The organism is Streptomyces sp. NPDC127119 (assembly GCF_042677425.1).
Taxonomy (GTDB): Bacteria; Actinomycetota; Actinomycetes; order Streptomycetales; family Streptomycetaceae; genus Streptomyces.
Map to the genome: position 1 here is coordinate 1 of NZ_JBHXTO010000087.1, position 15,033 is coordinate 15,033.

The 15,033-nt window shown below is 67.0% G+C and carries 15 protein-coding genes and 1 pseudogene; 10 read left to right on the forward strand and 6 right to left on the reverse strand.

Annotated features, from left to right (window positions below; all coding sequences use genetic code 11):
* The 4 genes from ACFVH5_RS29395 to ACFVH5_RS29410 all read left to right on the forward strand — a co-directional run.
* On the forward strand, window positions 1-1,020 hold a 1,020-nt coding region (locus ACFVH5_RS29395), incomplete at its 5' end, for a sulfite oxidase (RefSeq protein WP_385836733.1).
* 105 nt (window positions 1,021-1,125) lie between these two features.
* Window positions 1,126-1,785, forward strand: coding sequence for a fasciclin domain-containing protein (locus tag ACFVH5_RS29400; RefSeq protein WP_384802814.1), 660 nt, complete (start codon window positions 1,126-1,128; stop codon window positions 1,783-1,785).
* 295 nt (window positions 1,786-2,080) lie between these two features.
* Window positions 2,081-2,827: an anti-sigma factor domain-containing protein gene (locus ACFVH5_RS29405; protein ID WP_385836734.1), complete on the forward strand. Its 747-nt coding sequence runs from the start codon at window positions 2,081-2,083 to the stop codon at window positions 2,825-2,827.
* Between the two features lie 29 nt (window positions 2,828-2,856).
* The gene (locus ACFVH5_RS29410; RefSeq protein ID WP_385836735.1) at window positions 2,857-3,186 is read left to right on the forward strand and encodes a hypothetical protein; all 330 of its coding nucleotides are present in this window, start codon (window positions 2,857-2,859) and stop codon (window positions 3,184-3,186) included.
* A 466-nt stretch (window positions 3,187-3,652) separates the two neighbouring features.
* On the opposite strand, the gene ACFVH5_RS29415 is transcribed toward ACFVH5_RS29410, so the two are convergent.
* The gene (locus tag ACFVH5_RS29415) at window positions 3,653-5,047 is read right to left on the reverse strand and encodes an MFS transporter (RefSeq protein WP_385836736.1); all 1,395 of its coding nucleotides are present in this window, start codon (window positions 5,045-5,047) and stop codon (window positions 3,653-3,655) included.
* 1,052 nt (window positions 5,048-6,099) lie between these two features.
* Window positions 6,100-6,936 carry an SDR family NAD(P)-dependent oxidoreductase gene (locus ACFVH5_RS29420; RefSeq protein ID WP_385836737.1) on the reverse strand — a complete coding sequence of 279 codons (837 nt, stop codon included), beginning with the start codon at window positions 6,934-6,936 and terminating at the stop codon, window positions 6,100-6,102.
* A gap of 97 nt (window positions 6,937-7,033) precedes the next feature.
* Here ACFVH5_RS29420 and ACFVH5_RS29425 point away from each other — a divergent pair, with 97 nt between their 5' ends.
* Window positions 7,034-7,942 (forward strand): LysR family transcriptional regulator, encoded by a 909-nt coding sequence (locus tag ACFVH5_RS29425; protein ID WP_385836738.1) that lies wholly within the window; start codon window positions 7,034-7,036, stop codon window positions 7,940-7,942.
* A 4-nt stretch (window positions 7,943-7,946) separates the two neighbouring features.
* Here the strand turns inward: ACFVH5_RS29425 and ACFVH5_RS29430 are convergent, their stop codons facing one another.
* Window positions 7,947-8,339 carry a GNAT family N-acetyltransferase gene (locus ACFVH5_RS29430; protein WP_385836762.1) on the reverse strand — a complete coding sequence of 131 codons (393 nt, stop codon included), beginning with the start codon at window positions 8,337-8,339 and terminating at the stop codon, window positions 7,947-7,949.
* A gap of 326 nt (window positions 8,340-8,665) precedes the next feature.
* On the opposite strand from ACFVH5_RS29430, the gene ACFVH5_RS29435 reads away from it, so the two are divergent.
* The 3 genes from ACFVH5_RS29435 (at window position 8,666) to ACFVH5_RS29445 (ending at window position 10,415) form a co-directional block, all read left to right on the forward strand.
* Window positions 8,666-8,881: a hypothetical protein gene (locus tag ACFVH5_RS29435; RefSeq protein ID WP_385836740.1), complete on the forward strand. Its 216-nt coding sequence runs from the start codon at window positions 8,666-8,668 to the stop codon at window positions 8,879-8,881.
* Between the two features lie 231 nt (window positions 8,882-9,112).
* Window positions 9,113-10,201: a multiple monosaccharide ABC transporter substrate-binding protein gene (gene chvE / locus ACFVH5_RS29440; RefSeq protein ID WP_385836741.1), complete on the forward strand. Its 1,089-nt coding sequence runs from the start codon at window positions 9,113-9,115 to the stop codon at window positions 10,199-10,201.
* A complete protein-coding gene (locus tag ACFVH5_RS29445) occupies window positions 10,188-10,415 on the forward strand; it encodes a hypothetical protein (RefSeq protein ID WP_385836742.1) in 228 nt (75 codons plus the stop codon). The genes chvE and ACFVH5_RS29445 overlap by 14 nt, the downstream gene beginning before the upstream one ends.
* Window positions 10,416-10,560: 145 nt before the next feature.
* On the opposite strand, the gene ACFVH5_RS29450 is transcribed toward ACFVH5_RS29445, so the two are convergent.
* On the reverse strand, window positions 10,561-10,800 hold the full coding sequence (locus ACFVH5_RS29450; RefSeq protein ID WP_385836743.1) for a hypothetical protein: 240 nt from the start codon (window positions 10,798-10,800) through the stop codon (window positions 10,561-10,563).
* 294 nt (window positions 10,801-11,094) lie between these two features.
* Between ACFVH5_RS29450 and ACFVH5_RS29455 the strand changes: the two are divergent.
* Window positions 11,095-11,145, forward strand: a pseudogene (locus ACFVH5_RS29455) (hypothetical protein); the annotation flags it as partial.
* A gap of 16 nt (window positions 11,146-11,161) precedes the next feature.
* Here the strand turns inward: ACFVH5_RS29455 and ACFVH5_RS29460 are convergent.
* Window positions 11,162-11,461, reverse strand: a complete 300-nt coding sequence (locus ACFVH5_RS29460) for a ferredoxin (protein WP_385836744.1) — start codon at window positions 11,459-11,461, stop codon at window positions 11,162-11,164.
* A 413-nt stretch (window positions 11,462-11,874) separates the two neighbouring features.
* On the opposite strand from ACFVH5_RS29460, the gene ACFVH5_RS29465 reads away from it, so the two are divergent.
* Window positions 11,875-12,534, forward strand: a complete 660-nt coding sequence (locus ACFVH5_RS29465) for a hypothetical protein (RefSeq protein ID WP_385836745.1) — start codon at window positions 11,875-11,877, stop codon at window positions 12,532-12,534.
* A 636-nt stretch (window positions 12,535-13,170) separates the two neighbouring features.
* On the opposite strand, the gene ACFVH5_RS29470 is transcribed toward ACFVH5_RS29465, so the two are convergent.
* Window positions 13,171-14,637, reverse strand: a complete 1,467-nt coding sequence (locus tag ACFVH5_RS29470) for a non-reducing end alpha-L-arabinofuranosidase family hydrolase (RefSeq protein WP_385836746.1) — start codon at window positions 14,635-14,637, stop codon at window positions 13,171-13,173.
* Window positions 14,638-15,033 lie beyond the last annotated feature (396 nt).

The following is a 15,033-nucleotide window of genomic DNA, read 5'->3' on the forward strand; positions in this document are numbered from 1 at the left end:
GGCCGCGCCCTGAGCGGCTCCAAGAGCCGCGAAGCGGCGGCCTCACGGGCCGACGTCGTACTGCCCGCCCCGGCGTCCCGCGCGGACGCGATTCCCAAAGGTGCGCAGCTGCGGATCCGTGACGTGAGTCCTTTCACCACCCCGAACAAGGACTTCTACCGTGTGGACACCGCACTCGTGGTGCCGAAGGTGGACGCGACCTCCTGGAAGCTGCGGATCCACGGCAAGGGGGTCACCCGGCCGGTCACCCTCACCTTCGACGACCTGCTGCGGCGCGAACTGATCGAGCGCGACATCACGCTCACCTGCGTGTCGAACGAGGTCGGCGGCCCGTATGTGGGCAACGCCCGCTGGATCGGCGTACGGCTCGCCGACCTGCTGGCCGAGTGCGGGGTGAAACCGCCCTCCAAGGGCGGCCGTGCCGACCAGCTGGTGTCCCGTTCCGTCGACGGCATGACGATCGGCAGCCCGGTCGAGGACGTCATGGACGGCCGTGACGCACTCCTCGCACTCGGGATGAACGGGGAACCGCTCCCCTTCGCCCACGGCTTCCCGGTCCGGATGCTGGTACCCGGCCTCTTCGGCTACGTCTCGGCCTGCAAATGGATCAAGGACATCGAACTCACCACGTTCGACGACTACGACGCCTACTGGGTCAAGCGGGACTGGGCCCGGCAGGCCCCCATCAAGACCCAGTCCCGGATCGACACCCCCAAGCCGTTCGCCCGCCCCAGGGCCGGTTCGGTCATGGTCGCGGGGGTCGCCTGGGCACAGCACCGCGGCATCGACAAGGTCGAGGTCCGCGTCGACGACGGCCCCTGGCAGGAGGCCCGGCTCGCCGCCGAGGACTCCCGCGACACCTGGCGTCAGTGGTCCTACGACTGGCCGGCCACCCAGGGCGGCCACACCCTCACCGTCCGGGCCACGGACCGCACCGGCACCGTGCAGACCGAGAAACGCACAGGAACCGTCCCCGACGGCGCGAGCGGCCGGCACTCGGTCGTGGTGACCGTCGAGTGACACCCCCAGCCAACACCCCCACCCCCCCATCCCCCCAGCCCGAGCCACATTTCCCACCCCCGAACGAACACAGCCACGGCTGTGTCAACCCATAGGAGAAACACCATGAACACTCGCATCAGCCGTATCGCCGTGATCGTGGCCGCGGCCACCGTTCTCCCGCTGTCCCTCAGCGCCTGCTCCGACAGCGGCAGCGACTCCGCCAAGTCGGACTCCTCCAGCAAGGCGTCGGCCGCCGCCACCGAGTCCGACGACAGCATGGCCGGCTCCGGCGACACCGCCTCGAAGGACGAGCCGTTCGGCCCGGGCTGCGCCACGGTCCCCAAGAGCGGATCCGGTTCGTTCGACGGCATGGCCCAGGACCCGGTCGCCACGGCCGCCTCCAACAACCCGGCCCTGTCCACCCTGGTCACCGCCGTGAAGAAGGCCGGCCTGGTCGACACCCTCAACAACGCCAAGGACATCACGGTGTTCGCCCCGACCAACGACGCCTTCGCGAAGATCCCGAAGGCCGACCTGGACAAGGTCCTCGCCGACAAGGCCATGCTCACGAAGATCCTCACCTACCACGTCGTGGGCCAGAAGCTCGCCCCGAAGGACCTGGAGAACGGCTCCTTCCCGACACTGGAGAAGTCGAAGCTGACGACCTCCGGCTCGGGCGAGTCCTACAAGGTGAACGACTCCGCGAAGGTCGTCTGCGGCAACGTCAAGACCGCCAACGCCAACGTCTACATCATCGACACGGTCCTGATGCCCACCAGCTGACAAACCGCCGTACCCCGGGCGTCACAGCAGGTGACGCCCGGCGGTGAGGCTTTGGGAGGGAGAGGAACAGGGGATAGGTCATCAGCCCCGGTCGCGCTCACTGCTGCCCGAGGTCTGAGCGCCCGATCAAGAACAACTTCGCAGTCTTGAAGGGCCTCTTCGGGGTCACAACTCCGCCCCTTCGCATGTCACCGGTCCACCGTCCGGTGACTTCCCGGTCGTCCGTGCACCGCAGGACGGCCGCCTTTGCGCGCCTCGGGAAGGTCCGACTGCGTAGCCGTCTGGGAGTGAGCACATGAGCAACCACGCTGATATCCACTCACTGACCGGCGCATATGCCCTCCATGCGCTGGATGAGGACGAACGCGCCCTGTTCGAGGTCCACTTGAGGGGCTGTCGGCCGTGTCACGATGAGGTGGCCGGGTTCACCGCCACCGCCGTGAAACTGGCGGCGGCGACAGCTGTCACCGCCCCGGTGGCGATGAAGCAGCATGTGCTCTCCAGGCTTGGCGCGATCCGGCAGGTCACTCCGCCGCACCACCAGTCGCGCACGGACATCGTGCTCCGCCGGCGGCTGTCCCGGCTCGCGCTGGCCGCTTGCCTGGCCAGTGCCTCCGTGCTGGGTGTCGGCACCTTGTGGCAGCACGATCGCGCCGACGCCGCCGTGGTTGCCGCCCGGCAGACTGTCCATCGGTCGGACCAGCTGGTCGCCGTCCTGGGCGCCTACGATGCTGTCTCCCACCGGGCCAGCCTTCAGAGCGCCTCCCAGGCCACGGTCGTCGTATCCCGCTCCCGAAACCAGGCCGTCCTGATCGCGGCGGGCATCCCCAGTCCGCCTCCGGGCAAGGTCTACCAACTGTGGTACGGCGTAGGGGAGTCGATGCGATCGGCAGGTCTGATGGATGCGCGCAGAGCGACTCAGGCCGTCATACTGGCGGGTTCCCCGAACACCGCGTTCGCGGTGGGAGTCACGGTAGAACCCGCCGGTGGATCCGTCCACCCCACTTCCGCCCCCCTCGCGCTGCTCGCCCTGACGGCATGAGCGGATCCACCGAGCAGAGGTGAGGACACATGTCGGCCCTCTTCCGCGTCCGCGTCCTCGCGGTGTCGGGCACCCGGCTGTGGTGTGCCGTGGCAGGACGTCTGACGGTGAGTACCAGCAGCGCCCTGCACCAGGAACTCACCGCCAGGTGCGCCGACGCGCTGACGGTCGTCCTGGACCTGCGGGAAGTCCGACTTTTCACGGACGACCCTCTCCTCGAACCGCCCTGGCCCGCGGGCTCCCAGACCATTCACCTACTGGCTCCCTCCGGGCTGCGGGCCCAGACGGTCGACCCTCGTGTCCACTGGCACTCCGAACTGGAGACGGCATGGCAGGCATGGTGCGCTCCGTCCTCGTGAACTGCTGCTGCCTTCTCGCAAGCGTCCGCGGACCGTGTGCGCCATGATGCGCCGCTGTCCAGCGCCAGGAGACGCCTTCCCCTGCTCTCATGCACGCACTGATACAAGACGGCTCCGTCCCAGGGACGCCCGCTCCAGACGGGATTGATCCGATCAGGTGAAGGAGGAGCCTTAGGCCAAGCCGTCCGGCCCGCCGTACTGGAGGAGGTCGTCCACTGTGGTCACTTCCCTTCGGGGTTGGTGGTTGCCGTGCGACACCGAACGTCCGGACACTCATTGCCGCTCCATGGCCTTGCCCTCGAAGAGTGCGCCTTCGAGGTGTACATACAGGCCGATTCCGAAGGGTAACGCCGAGTGCATATGCGCTGTTCGTGCGCTGATTCGGAACAGGAGGAGACGCCTCCGATTGTTTACATGGCTGCCCTGTTGTTCCGTGAGAGCGCAGGCGGACATGTTCTTGACAGGCTCAACGTGTGAGGCCGGGAGTGTCCCCGTGGGCCGTGTCCGGTTCGGCGATCTTTCGCGCCTTCTCTGTGCGTGTTACACCGACCATCCAGATAGCGGCGTAGACGACGGCGAGCCCTGCCAGAAGCCGGGTGGTGTCGGGCATGCCGACGGACGCGGTCAGAGGTGCCACCGCAAGAGACGACACACCCTGGAAAGCGGAGGAGAGACCGAAGACGAGGACCATGACGCGACCACGGATGTGGTCGGGAGTTGCGAGCTGAAGGCCGTTGACGGCGAGGATCGCGCACGCGCCGACTCCGATGTGGCCTATCAGAGCTGCGGCCATGCCGGGACCGAAGGCTGTGACCTGTGCCAGGACGAGATAGCCGAGCCCGAAGAGTGCCAGAGCGGCTCCGGCTGCGTGCAGTCTCCGGCGCATCGACCCGGCGACGAGCCGTCGGCCGAGGAAAGGACCGAGTACGGCGCCGAACCCTTGTGCCAGATAAAGGACCCCGACCCCGGCGTCGCCGACGTGAAAGCCGTCGAGGGCGTACACAGGCAACAGGCCGACCATGCCGTAGCAGAGCCGCAGGCCCACGGTCAGCCACAGGAAGGCGGACACTACCGGCGTGGACCGTACGAAGGTCCAGAGTTCGGCTGTATCGGCCCGCATCCGGATCCGACGAGTCGTCATGGCCTTGGAGAGCGGCTGCCTGATCCTCGCGATGAGGAGTGCGGAGACGGCGAAGGACGCACCGTCAACGACGAGGGTGGCCGAGGTGCCCCATGCCGCGGAGACGACGCCTCCCAGGCCGGCTCCCACCAGCAGGCCCGCCGAGTACAGGCTTCCGAGCGCGGTCTGTGCCAAGGGGAGTTCACGGGAGGCGACGAGGTTCGGCAGCGCGGCCTCGGGGATGGGGCTCGCCATGGCGGCGGCGATGGACAGCCCTGCCAGGCAGCCAAGGGCCAGTGGGACGGACCGGGTGTGAAATGCGGCCAGCAGGCCGACGACCGGAATGATCGCGCCCAGGTCACACGCGATACGCAGGCGTTGCCGGTCGAACCTGTCGGTGAGCGGGCCGATCAGTGGCAGCAGCACAACTCCGGGGAGGGAGTTGACTGCGAACAGCAGCACTGTCCAGCCTGCCGAACCCGTCTGACGATAGACGAAGCTGCTGAGGGCGACAAAAGTGACCCAGTCACCGGTCAGGCTGAGAGCGGAAGCGCAGAAGAGGCGTCGGAAGTCGGCGTTGTCACGCAGGAGCGCGACAAGACTTCCGTGAGGGCGGCGTCGCGCGAAGAGCACCAGTGACTCCAGCAGTGTGACGTCCCGAATGCTGACCGGGACGAACGACGGGATGACGTCGTATGTGCTCCGCGGCCTGCGGAGGGCCACGGAACGATCGCTGGTCAATCACAGAGGTGATGCATGCCGGGCATCGTACTGGTGATGCCTCGTTCACAGCCGGAGACGGCCGGAACACGGTTCCAGCAGTTCTCGCCGAAAAAACGACGTTAGGGACTGAGCCGTAGGTCAGGCGGTGAGCCCCAGGGGGACGTGGCCGTCTGCTCGTCGTGCTCACGCAGCATGCGTATGACGGTGGCCGGGGCCGGGTGCCGGCCGCGCTCGGTGCGTCGTGGTCGCCGGGCAGATGATCCACGTTGAGCCGGATCGTGCCGTCGACCCGCACCGTCAGAATGCCGGGCAGTCCCGAGGGCCCACCCATGTCAGGATCAACGGCCAGCTGACCGGCCAGGACTTTCAGGGCGTAGGGAACATCTGCTCCGAGCCGGGCAGCGGTCTCGCGTACGTCCGGCTGAATCTCGACCTTCAGAGCCTGGTGCTCCTTAACGGTCCCCAGGGGGAGGTAGCGCTCCTCAATCAGTAGGCCCTTGCGTACCGCGGCAGCCGGTGCGACGGGCTCCTGACGTGCGGGGCAGGTCCGTCGGCCGCCCCGCACATGACTGGGCGCACGTTCCCACCACACGCACCCATTTGAGATCTGTCCAACAGCCCGCACCCGACACGGTCGGACGGCTCCAATGCCGGCTCCAGCCCTGCCGTCCCCCTCTCTGCGGCCGGCAACCAGCCGACTGTCCTTGCCCGATTCGGCCCACGGACGCCGTGCCGAGCAGGCGGCTACGAACCATGCTCGTGGTGGGACGGGCGCTGCTGTCCGACGCCATGTCCTCTGCCTGGGGCTGGCGGCCGACTTCCGTTACACCTGCATGGACGACTTGATGCAGCCCAGGGACGAGCTGACCGAGCATGAACTGGACTGCCGGAACCCTCTGGCTCTGCACGACCGCGTCCGTGACGCCCTCTCGTGACGCGACACGGTTGACGGAGGGTCAGGAAACGGAATCAGCGGCCGGCATGCCTCGTCGGCGGTTTCGGTCTCCGGTCGCACACGAGCGGGCGGCCGGAGACCTTCGCGGCGGCAGCGGCAGTGGTTGCCGTGTCGTTCAGACGGCGAGGCGACCGCCGTCGGCCACGATCACCTGGCCGGTGACGAAGCTCGCCCGGTCGCTCGCCACGAACGCGATGACCTCGGCGAGTTCCTCGGGCGTGGCGTTGCGCTTGAGCGGGTTGACCTCGGACCAGGACATGAACTGGTCGGCGCCGATGAAGTCCACCACGTTGTCGCTGTTCACGTTCCCGGGAGCCACCGCGTTGACGCGTATGCCGTGCGGGCCCCACTCCGCGGCCCAACTGCGGGTGAGGGATTCGACAGCCGCCTTCTGTGCTCCATACGTCGCCATGTGCGGCATGGCGATCGCCGCGGCGATACTGCTGATGTTGACGATGTTCCCGCCGCCCCGCTCGATCATCCCCGGGACAAGTCGTGTGCTGAGGACGAAGTTGGCGCGCACGTTGGTGTCCCATGACTCCGCGTTCGCCGCGCTGTCCTGGTCGAGGCTCGGCTTGATGCTAGCCCTGTAGCTGGCCGCGTTGTTGACCAGCACGTCGACCTCGCCCGCCTCCCTGGCCAACCGCTCGACGTCGGCGAGATCGCTCAGATCAGCGAGAATGAACCGGGCCCTTCCTCCGCCGGCGGTGATGTCGTCGACCACCTCGGCCCCGCGGTCCGCGTTGCGGCCGGTAATCACCACCGACGCTCCGTCACGTGCGAACGCGTGCGCCGTCGCGGCGCCGATACCTCCCCGCGACCCCGCACCCGTAATCAGAACCCTCTTGCCTTCGAAATCCATGGCGTACTCCTCGAAAAGGGAATAAATGATGCCTGACAGCGCGCGCCGAGACCGGGCGGAAATCTTCCTGCCCTGGTGGCTGCGCTGCATGTGCATCACGGTATGACCGGCCTGACATAGAGGCAAATAGTGGCAACGTATACTCTGCATTGACATCTTCTATGTCAGGTTGACGGTTGGATCTCGAATGAACCTGCGCCAATACGAATACGCCCTGGCCGTCGCCGAAGAAGGCTCCATGACGGCGGCAGCAGAACGGCTGGGCGTCACCCAGCCCTCCCTGTCGCAGCAGGTCGCCACCCTGGAGAAACACCTCGGGGTGCAGCTGTTCACCCGCACCCCGAGCGGAGTGACCGTGACGGTCGCTGGGCGGGCCTTCCTCGCACAGGCGGAGATCGCAACCACCGCATCCCGGCGTGCCATCACAGCCGCCCGCGCCGCAGGCGGGGAACTCACCGGCGAACTCGTCATGGCTGTCCACATGGGCCTGGGAGCCCGCCAACTGCCGCGAGCACTGGGGCAGTTGCGCAACCTCCACCCGAAGCTGCAGGTGACCCTCTACGAGGAGCCCGATCCTGCGGACATGGAACGGCTGGTCCGCCAGGGAAACCTCGACATGATTCTCGTGCACCGCTTCCCCGCCGGCTGCACCTTCGACGCTCACCCTCTGGGCGAGGAGGCCTACGTCGCCGTCCTGCCGAAAGAGCACCCGCTTCGCGCGGACGGCGCCGCCCTGCGCCTGGAAGACCTGACCTCCGAGGGATGGATCCGGTTCCGGCGCGCCAGCCTCCTCGACGACTACCTCGCCCGCCTGCTCACGAACGCGGGCCTCAGCCCGCATACCGTGGCCCGAGCCTCACAGATCTCCACCGCCGTACGGCTCGTCGCGCAGGGCCTGGGCGTCACCGTGGTCCCGGCCTCGGCCATCCCCGAAGGCTTCGAAGACCTGGCCTGCCCGCTACAGCCCACCCTGACCGAACCCGTCCTCGTCGGCGTACGGCGCAATCCAGGTTCGGCAGAGACGGCCATGCTCGACCATCCCAACCAGCAGAACTGGTGCGGTACAAGCCTCCTCCGCCAGCCCGCAACAGATTGAGTACTCACGGAGCTGCGAGGCCGGCTCTGGGGAGAGAGCTCCCCCACCGCCGAGGTGGTCCATGTGCGGCCCATTCATCGTCGAGGATCGCGCGCATGACGGAGTCACGCCGCTGTCCGGCTTTGGGGATATGTGCTCGGATGGTGCCTTCCTCGACCGTTCCAGCGGCCGTCGTGGTCTTCGCAGAGGTCTCGTTGCGTGGGGAGCGGGCTCCCCACAGGCGGTGTAGATGCAGCTCGTCGAAGGCCAATCCGAGCAGGAGCCGTACGGTTTCCAGGCCGTAGCCAACACCCCACGCATCGGAGCACAGCGCGGAACCGAAAGTGGATCCGCGCTGCTGGTGCGGGTCAGTGGCGAGCCGACCGAACCCGATCAAGTACGCCCTGACCGGTTGCACCGCCAGGAGCGCGAGCGCGTTGTCTGCAGAACTCAAGGCATCAACGCGGCGCCCGACACGCAGCCGAACGGCCGCAGCGTAGTTCTCCTGTCGCGCGGGCTCGCAAGTGCACGACGTTCCGCAGCCACTGATACGCCCGATACGTCTTGCACTCCATGTGCTTCACACCGTCCCCGAGCCCGAGCAGCACCTCATCCACCGAGCCCGCCAGTTCCGCCATCGGCGCACCCTCAACATCGGCCGCCGCCCGAACGACCGCCTGCCGGCGTGCGCGGCGCGTTGACAGCACCCCGCCGCTCACGGACGCCACGGTCTCCAGCCCCACCATGTCGCTGCCTAAGAACCGGCAGCGGACCAGATCGATCGACCGCGCTCCCGAGTTCGAGATCGGCGACGCCGAGGCAACCAAGGCGGCCGTTCTGGAGCTCGTGGACAGCGACAAGCCGCCCGCTCGACTCATCCTCGGCCGGCTGTTCCCCGACATCGTCAAGTGTGATCCTCAACCGCACTGTCGGACGACCCGTCGCCGCGCCGGCTGTTGAACTCTGATGCCGACACCCGCCCTCAAGCGACTCAAAAAGCGAACTGACCCGACTGGACGGTTCCGTCGAGTTGTGTGACTGACGAGGCTCCCGGACGCGCGAAACCGTTATTGCGTGTCTGCTTGACACCCCATAGGGAGGCTCATAAGGTCCGCGACAACTCTCGAACAGTTGTCGATATATCGAACAGAAGCTTCGACGGACCACAGCAATGCTAGGAGTTCTCTCGGCATGAAGAATTTCAGGGCAGTGCCCTCAGTAGTGCTTCTCGCTTTAGTCTTCTCGGCTTGCGGGCAGAACGGCAACGGAGACGATGAGGACAACGCCAAGGGAGCCACCATCGGTGTCGCGATGCCGACGAAATCCTCGGAGCGATGGATAGCCGACGGCGCGAACGTCAAGAAGGAACTGGAGTCGAAGGGGTACAAGGTAAAACTGGTTTTCGGTGAGGACGATCCCGATCAGCAGGTTTCTCAGATCGAGAACTTGATCACGCAGGGCGTCAAAGCACTGGTCATCGCGGCCATAGACAACAAATCATTGAACAACGTGACCCAGCAGGCCGCCGACGCCGGCATTTCGGTGATCGCCTATGACCGGCTCATCCTGGGCACCAAGAACGTGGACTACTACGCCTCCTTCGACAACGAGAAGGTGGGCGAGCTGCAAGGCGGATACATCGCAAAGAAGCTCGGACTGGAAGATGGGTCCGCGAAGAAATTCAATATCGAGCTCTTCGCGGGTTCGAACGACGACAACAATACGCGCTATTTCTTCAACGGTGCGATGAAGATTCTGCAGCCCTACATCGACAAGAAACAGCTTGTCGTCAGGTCCGGCCAAACCCAGCTCAATCAGATCACCACTCTCCGATGGGACGGTGCCACCGCACAGAAACGCATGGAGGACATTCTCACCTCGTCCTACAAGAACGGCAAGGTCGACGCGGTACTCTCGCCCTACGACGGCATCTCCATCGGCATCATATCCGCACTGAGGTCGGATTCCTACGGCTCGAAAACAAAACCCTGGCCGGTCATCACAGGCCAGGACGCCGAGCTCGCCTCAGTGAAGTCGATAATAGAAGGGGAGCAGACGGAAACCGTTTACAAAGACCTGCGGAAACTCGCCAAAGTGGCCGCCGACATGGTCGACGCAAAGCTCAAGAACAAGAAGCCGGAAATAAACGACACCAAGAGTTACGACAATCTGGTGAAGGTGGTTCCCGCCTACCTGCTGCCCCCCGTCGATGTGGACAAGTCGAATTATGTGAAAGCGCTCGTCGGGGACGGGTACTACACAGCGGATGAGCTCAAATAGCAGAACGGCCGGCGCCTCCATGTCGTTCGAGAACAAGCCTGCCGTGTGGGCATGGGCCTCGTCGACCATCGCGCCTTCGAACGTCACCGCGCTCGTCCCGTTCGTCTGCGCCGCCTCGCTCCTCGCCCCTCGCCCCTCGCCCCTCGCGATCAGGCGAGCGCAGCGGGGGCCGCTCGACTACACCCATGCCGTGCCCGCCTCGGCAAGTAACTGAATTCGACGTCAAGGGCTCCCTTGGCCCCCAGAGCGGGAGCCTGCTGGCTGCCGCGCCCGGTGTATACGCCGAGTCCGTCGCCACGCCCTCACGCTGACCGCGCACCACGATCGCAATTCTCGGTAACGGCCCTCACATCAGATGGTCATGGCGGACCGGGCGCCGCGCTCGCGGCCCGGCGCCCGGTGACCCACGCACAGTGCACCGCGGCAGGCGGGCCAGAAGCGAGAACGGATTCGGCGGAGCAACCGGAGGGCGACTCGCCCACCACGGCAGCGGGCCCTCCCTTGAGGAGCCGGATCTGACAGGTGGTGAGCCGCGCGCCGGTGCCGCAGCTCGGCGGGCAGATCAGCGCGATGTATCCCGAGAAGCCGATCTTCGACATCGCCGGCTTCCTGTCCGTACGCGGACTCGACCTGGTGGACGGTCTCGTCGGCCAGGCCGAGTCGTACTCCCCGCGCCATCTCCTGGGCCACCGGGCGGCCGAGCTGGCGTACGACGCCGACGGCCTGCCGGTCGTCCACAGCGACCAGGGGCAACGGTGCGCGCCAAGGCGGTCGCCATCACGGGCGGCGAGGGCACGTTCACCCCGCGCCCGCTGCCCGCCGGGGAGGAGTTCCTCGGCCGCGGCCTCGACTACTTCGTGCCGGACCCGTCCGTGCACGCGGACCGGGACGTGGTGGTCGTCGGCGGCGACGACAGCGCCTTCGACTGGGCGGCCCTCCTCGCGCCGACCGCCCGCTCGGTCACCCTCGTGCACCGCACCGCCCGCTTCCGCCCGCTTCCGCGCCCACGCGGCGTCCGTCGAGAAGGTCCGGGCACTGGGCGTGGAGATCGTCACCGACTGCGAGGTGAGCCGGCTCATCGGCGCCGACCGGGCGGAGCGGGCCGAGATCCGGCACCGCATCACCAAGGAGACCCGCCTCGTCGGGGCAGGCGACCTCGCGGGCCCCGCAGTCGATGCCTTCCATGGGGTTGATGTCGAGCTTGCGCTCGCCCTCGTAGATGCAGTCGACCAGGCGCTCCTCCGCGCAGGACCGGTCCATGATGTCGACGCGGACCTTGCCGGGGTAGTCGGTGATGTCGCCAGCAGGCGATCACGGTGGACCGCAAGGCCGACCCCGACTTCCGCGCGAGGACAACCGGCGCCTCTTCACGGAGGCTCTGCCGGGCCGGAACACCGCGCTCGGCTTCCCGCGGGGCGACACCGCTCGGCCCGGTAGGCGTCGACACTGCGTTGGTGAGCGGGCGGTGATCGCCGCCGACCCGTTGTCGGCGGCAGGGCCTACGGGTGAGCGCTGTCCCCCGTACGGTCCCTGCTCGCCGAGGGTGATGTCGGCGCGGTGTACGGCGTTCAGCGCGTCATCGTCGAGCGCGGCTCGGCTGCGGAACGCCGGATCGCCAGATCACCGGAGGCAGGACCGGGCTGACCTCCTCCGTCGTAGGGTCTCAACTCGCCGTGCATCGAACGGGATTCGGCACGCTCTTCGAGGTCGCGCTCGCGCTCGGTGCGGACCTCCCGCACCGGGGGTGCATGGTGGCGGACGTGATCCGGGCGACCGACCTGGCGCTCGGTGGCACACCCGCACCGCCGTCGGAAGGGGCGGCGCGGGACGGTCGGCGGTCAGGGGACCTGGTCACGGCCCGCGTGCTGGAGGACGCGCGCGCGGCGGGCCGGGCGGCGGAAACGGTGCCGCTCGCGATGTCCGCGTGCTGCGAGGCGACCGACGACGTCGAAGCGGCCGGCCGCCGGATCAAGCCCATCCGTGCCACGATCGGCCGGAACGGCGACGGCCCGCTCCTCGCCTCGCCGTCATCGAGGACTACGTGCCCGATGTCGTCGACGGCGTACATCCGGACCTGGTGCACGCCGAGGACCCCGCCGACGATATCGCCCCGGCGGCCGCGCGCCCTGCACGCCGGCAGCGTACGCGGGATGTTCCCACAGGACGTCGGCTCGTACGACCCGCCCACCGACCTCATCGAAGCCGTCGGTGCTTCGGTGCTGCCGGCCCTGCGACGAAAGCGACGCACACATGACGGACACGAACACGCTGCACAAGGGCTACGCCCCCAGCCGCTTCGGCCAGTTGCACTACGTGGAGTCCGCCGACGGTGAGCCCGTACTGATGCTCCACCAGACGCCCCGCTCCTGGACGGAGTACCCCGAATGCTCCCCTGGTCGGTGCCCGGTACGGGGCGATCGCGATGGACACCTCGGGCTGTGGGGCGTCCGCGAGACCCCACGGGCCGCACACCGTCTAGCGCTTCGCGGACGGGGCCGACGGCGCACATCTGCGAGAGCTGTGGGAAGGGCGGAGCCCCTTCTACCGGCCAGGGGAAGAAGAAGCCCTGGGCCGGTACGTCGTCGACGCACTGACCGTCCTCGACCGTGTCGAGAAGGGCCACGAGACGGTGCGCCGCTGTGCCATGGAACCCCGCCTGCCGAAGATCATCGCCCGCACCCTCGCGGTCTGCGCCCCGACGGCAGCTTCTCCCTGCCGTCCCTGGCCAAGTTCGCGGCGGCGCTGGGCCGTCCGACCAGAGTGCTGTCCGACGACGGACACAGGGCGGCGCAGGAGCAGGTGCCGCAGGAGTTCGCCGACATCGTCGTGAAGTGGGCCGACCGTGATTGCCGATCTCGCGCTGTGTCGCCGAGTGAGCGCTGATGACTCGCCTGGCCCGGGCGGGCTCGGCACCTTTCGCCGGGCCCGCCCCGCCGGCTCCGTAGGGGAGCCGGACCCGTGCCAGGCCGTCAGTGCTGCAGTGTCAGCAGACCCGGGCGGTAGGGCAGGAGGCCGTAGTCACCGCCGGAGTTGGGGCTGCGGCCCTGGTAGAGCAACTGCAGATTGCAGGGATCGACGGTCATGGTCTGATCGGAGCCGGTGCGGATCAGTTCGCCGTGGCTGATGTCGTTGGTCCAGGTGGCGCCGCTGTTGGCCTTGCCGGCGAAGGGGTTGCTCTCGGTCGCGGCTTGGGGTGTCCATGAGCCGTTCAGGCTGGTGGCCGTGAAGGAGCGGAAGTAGCGGCCCTGCCCGCCGATCGCCTCAACGATCATGAGGTAGCGGTTCTGGCCCTGCAGTTTGTAGACCTGAGGGGCTTCGAACAGGTTGTTCGTCGTATCGCTCATGACCACTGTGGAGGTAGCGCCGAAGCTGCCGGGGAAGTTTCCTATCGGCATACCGGCCCGGTAGATCTTGCCGTTGTCGCCGGCGAAGAACAGGTACATGTTGGTCCCGTCGCCGATGAGTGTCTGGTCGATGGGGCCGGTTCCGGAGCCGGAGATGCTTCCGGAGAAGAGCACCTGCGGCGATGACCAGCCATTCGGGTTGGTGGGGTCGCTCGACGTCCGGTAGGAGAAGGCGGTCCCGCCCCACTGGTAGGCGAGTACCCACACGTTCTTCGGCGCGAAGTAGAAGAGCGTGGGCGCGACGGTGGGAGTCGACATCGTGTTCTGGCCGGCCGAGGCCATGTCCGACCAGTTGGTGAACAGGCCGAAGTTCATCGAGCCCCAGCTCGTCCCCGTGTCGTGCGTCGTCGCATAGACGAGTTGCCGCCCGTTGTAGGGGGCGACGGTGAAGTCCTTGAGGGAGACCCACCCGGACTTGGGCTGCGCCAACGCGGCCGTAGAAGTCCAGCGGTATGTCGACGGGAGGTCGCACTGCCCAGGGGTTTCGGCGCCGACCTTGACGAGCTGCCACTGCTGGTTGGTGCCGCCCCAGTCGTCGTACTGGACGATGTTCGCGTTGTCGGCGGTGGAGGCGCCTTGTACTTCGAGAGCCTTGTTGGTGTGCCGCGAGATGAGCCTCACGTAGCCGTCCGAACTGTCGGCCAGTCGCCACTGCTGATTGGTGCTGTTCAGGTCGGTCCACTGGACGATCGAGCCACCGTTCGCGGTGGACCAGTTGTAGAGGTCCAGCACCTTGCCGGAGTGGCGGGATGTGATGCGGTAGTAGCCGTCTCCGGATTCGACGAACTGCCACTGCTGCTGGTTCTGGTCGTTTCTGCTCCACTGGGTGATGCGGGCTCCGTCGGTGGTCGCCATGTTGTAGACGTCCAGAGCCTTACCACTGTTGCGGTTGACCAGCACGTACGAGGCGTTGGGGTCCACGGTTGCCGCGGCGGCGGGCTGGGCGCCGAGAAAGGTGGCCACGAGCAGCAGGGGTGAAAGAACGGCGAGCAGGCGTCTGGGACGAACCGGGGACGAGCGTCGGAACCACATCAGAGAGCCTCCTTGAGGGTGGGGCGAGGCGACGCGGACGAGCCGAGGAGCAGCCCGACAAGGGGACCCGGGACAGCGTCGAAACATTCGAGGAATTCCCGGATCCTTCGACGCCACAAGCTAGGAACGAGCGACCTCTCGGTCAAGCCTTGTCACGCACATGTCCGCAATCAGCCCCTCACCGCCAAGGGCTTCGCGAGCGGCCTCGGGGACGAGAAATGCTCCAGCGAGCAGGTCTCATCCGGCCCGTCGATCCAAGGGCCGCCACACAGAAGCGGGAGGTCGGCGCGAGGGGTCCGCACGCTCATCCTTGTCTCGCCCCGGGCTAGGCAGTGTCCGCCGATGGCGGCGTCGGGCGTTCCCGCCCTACTCGACAACGAATCGAATGTTTCGAAA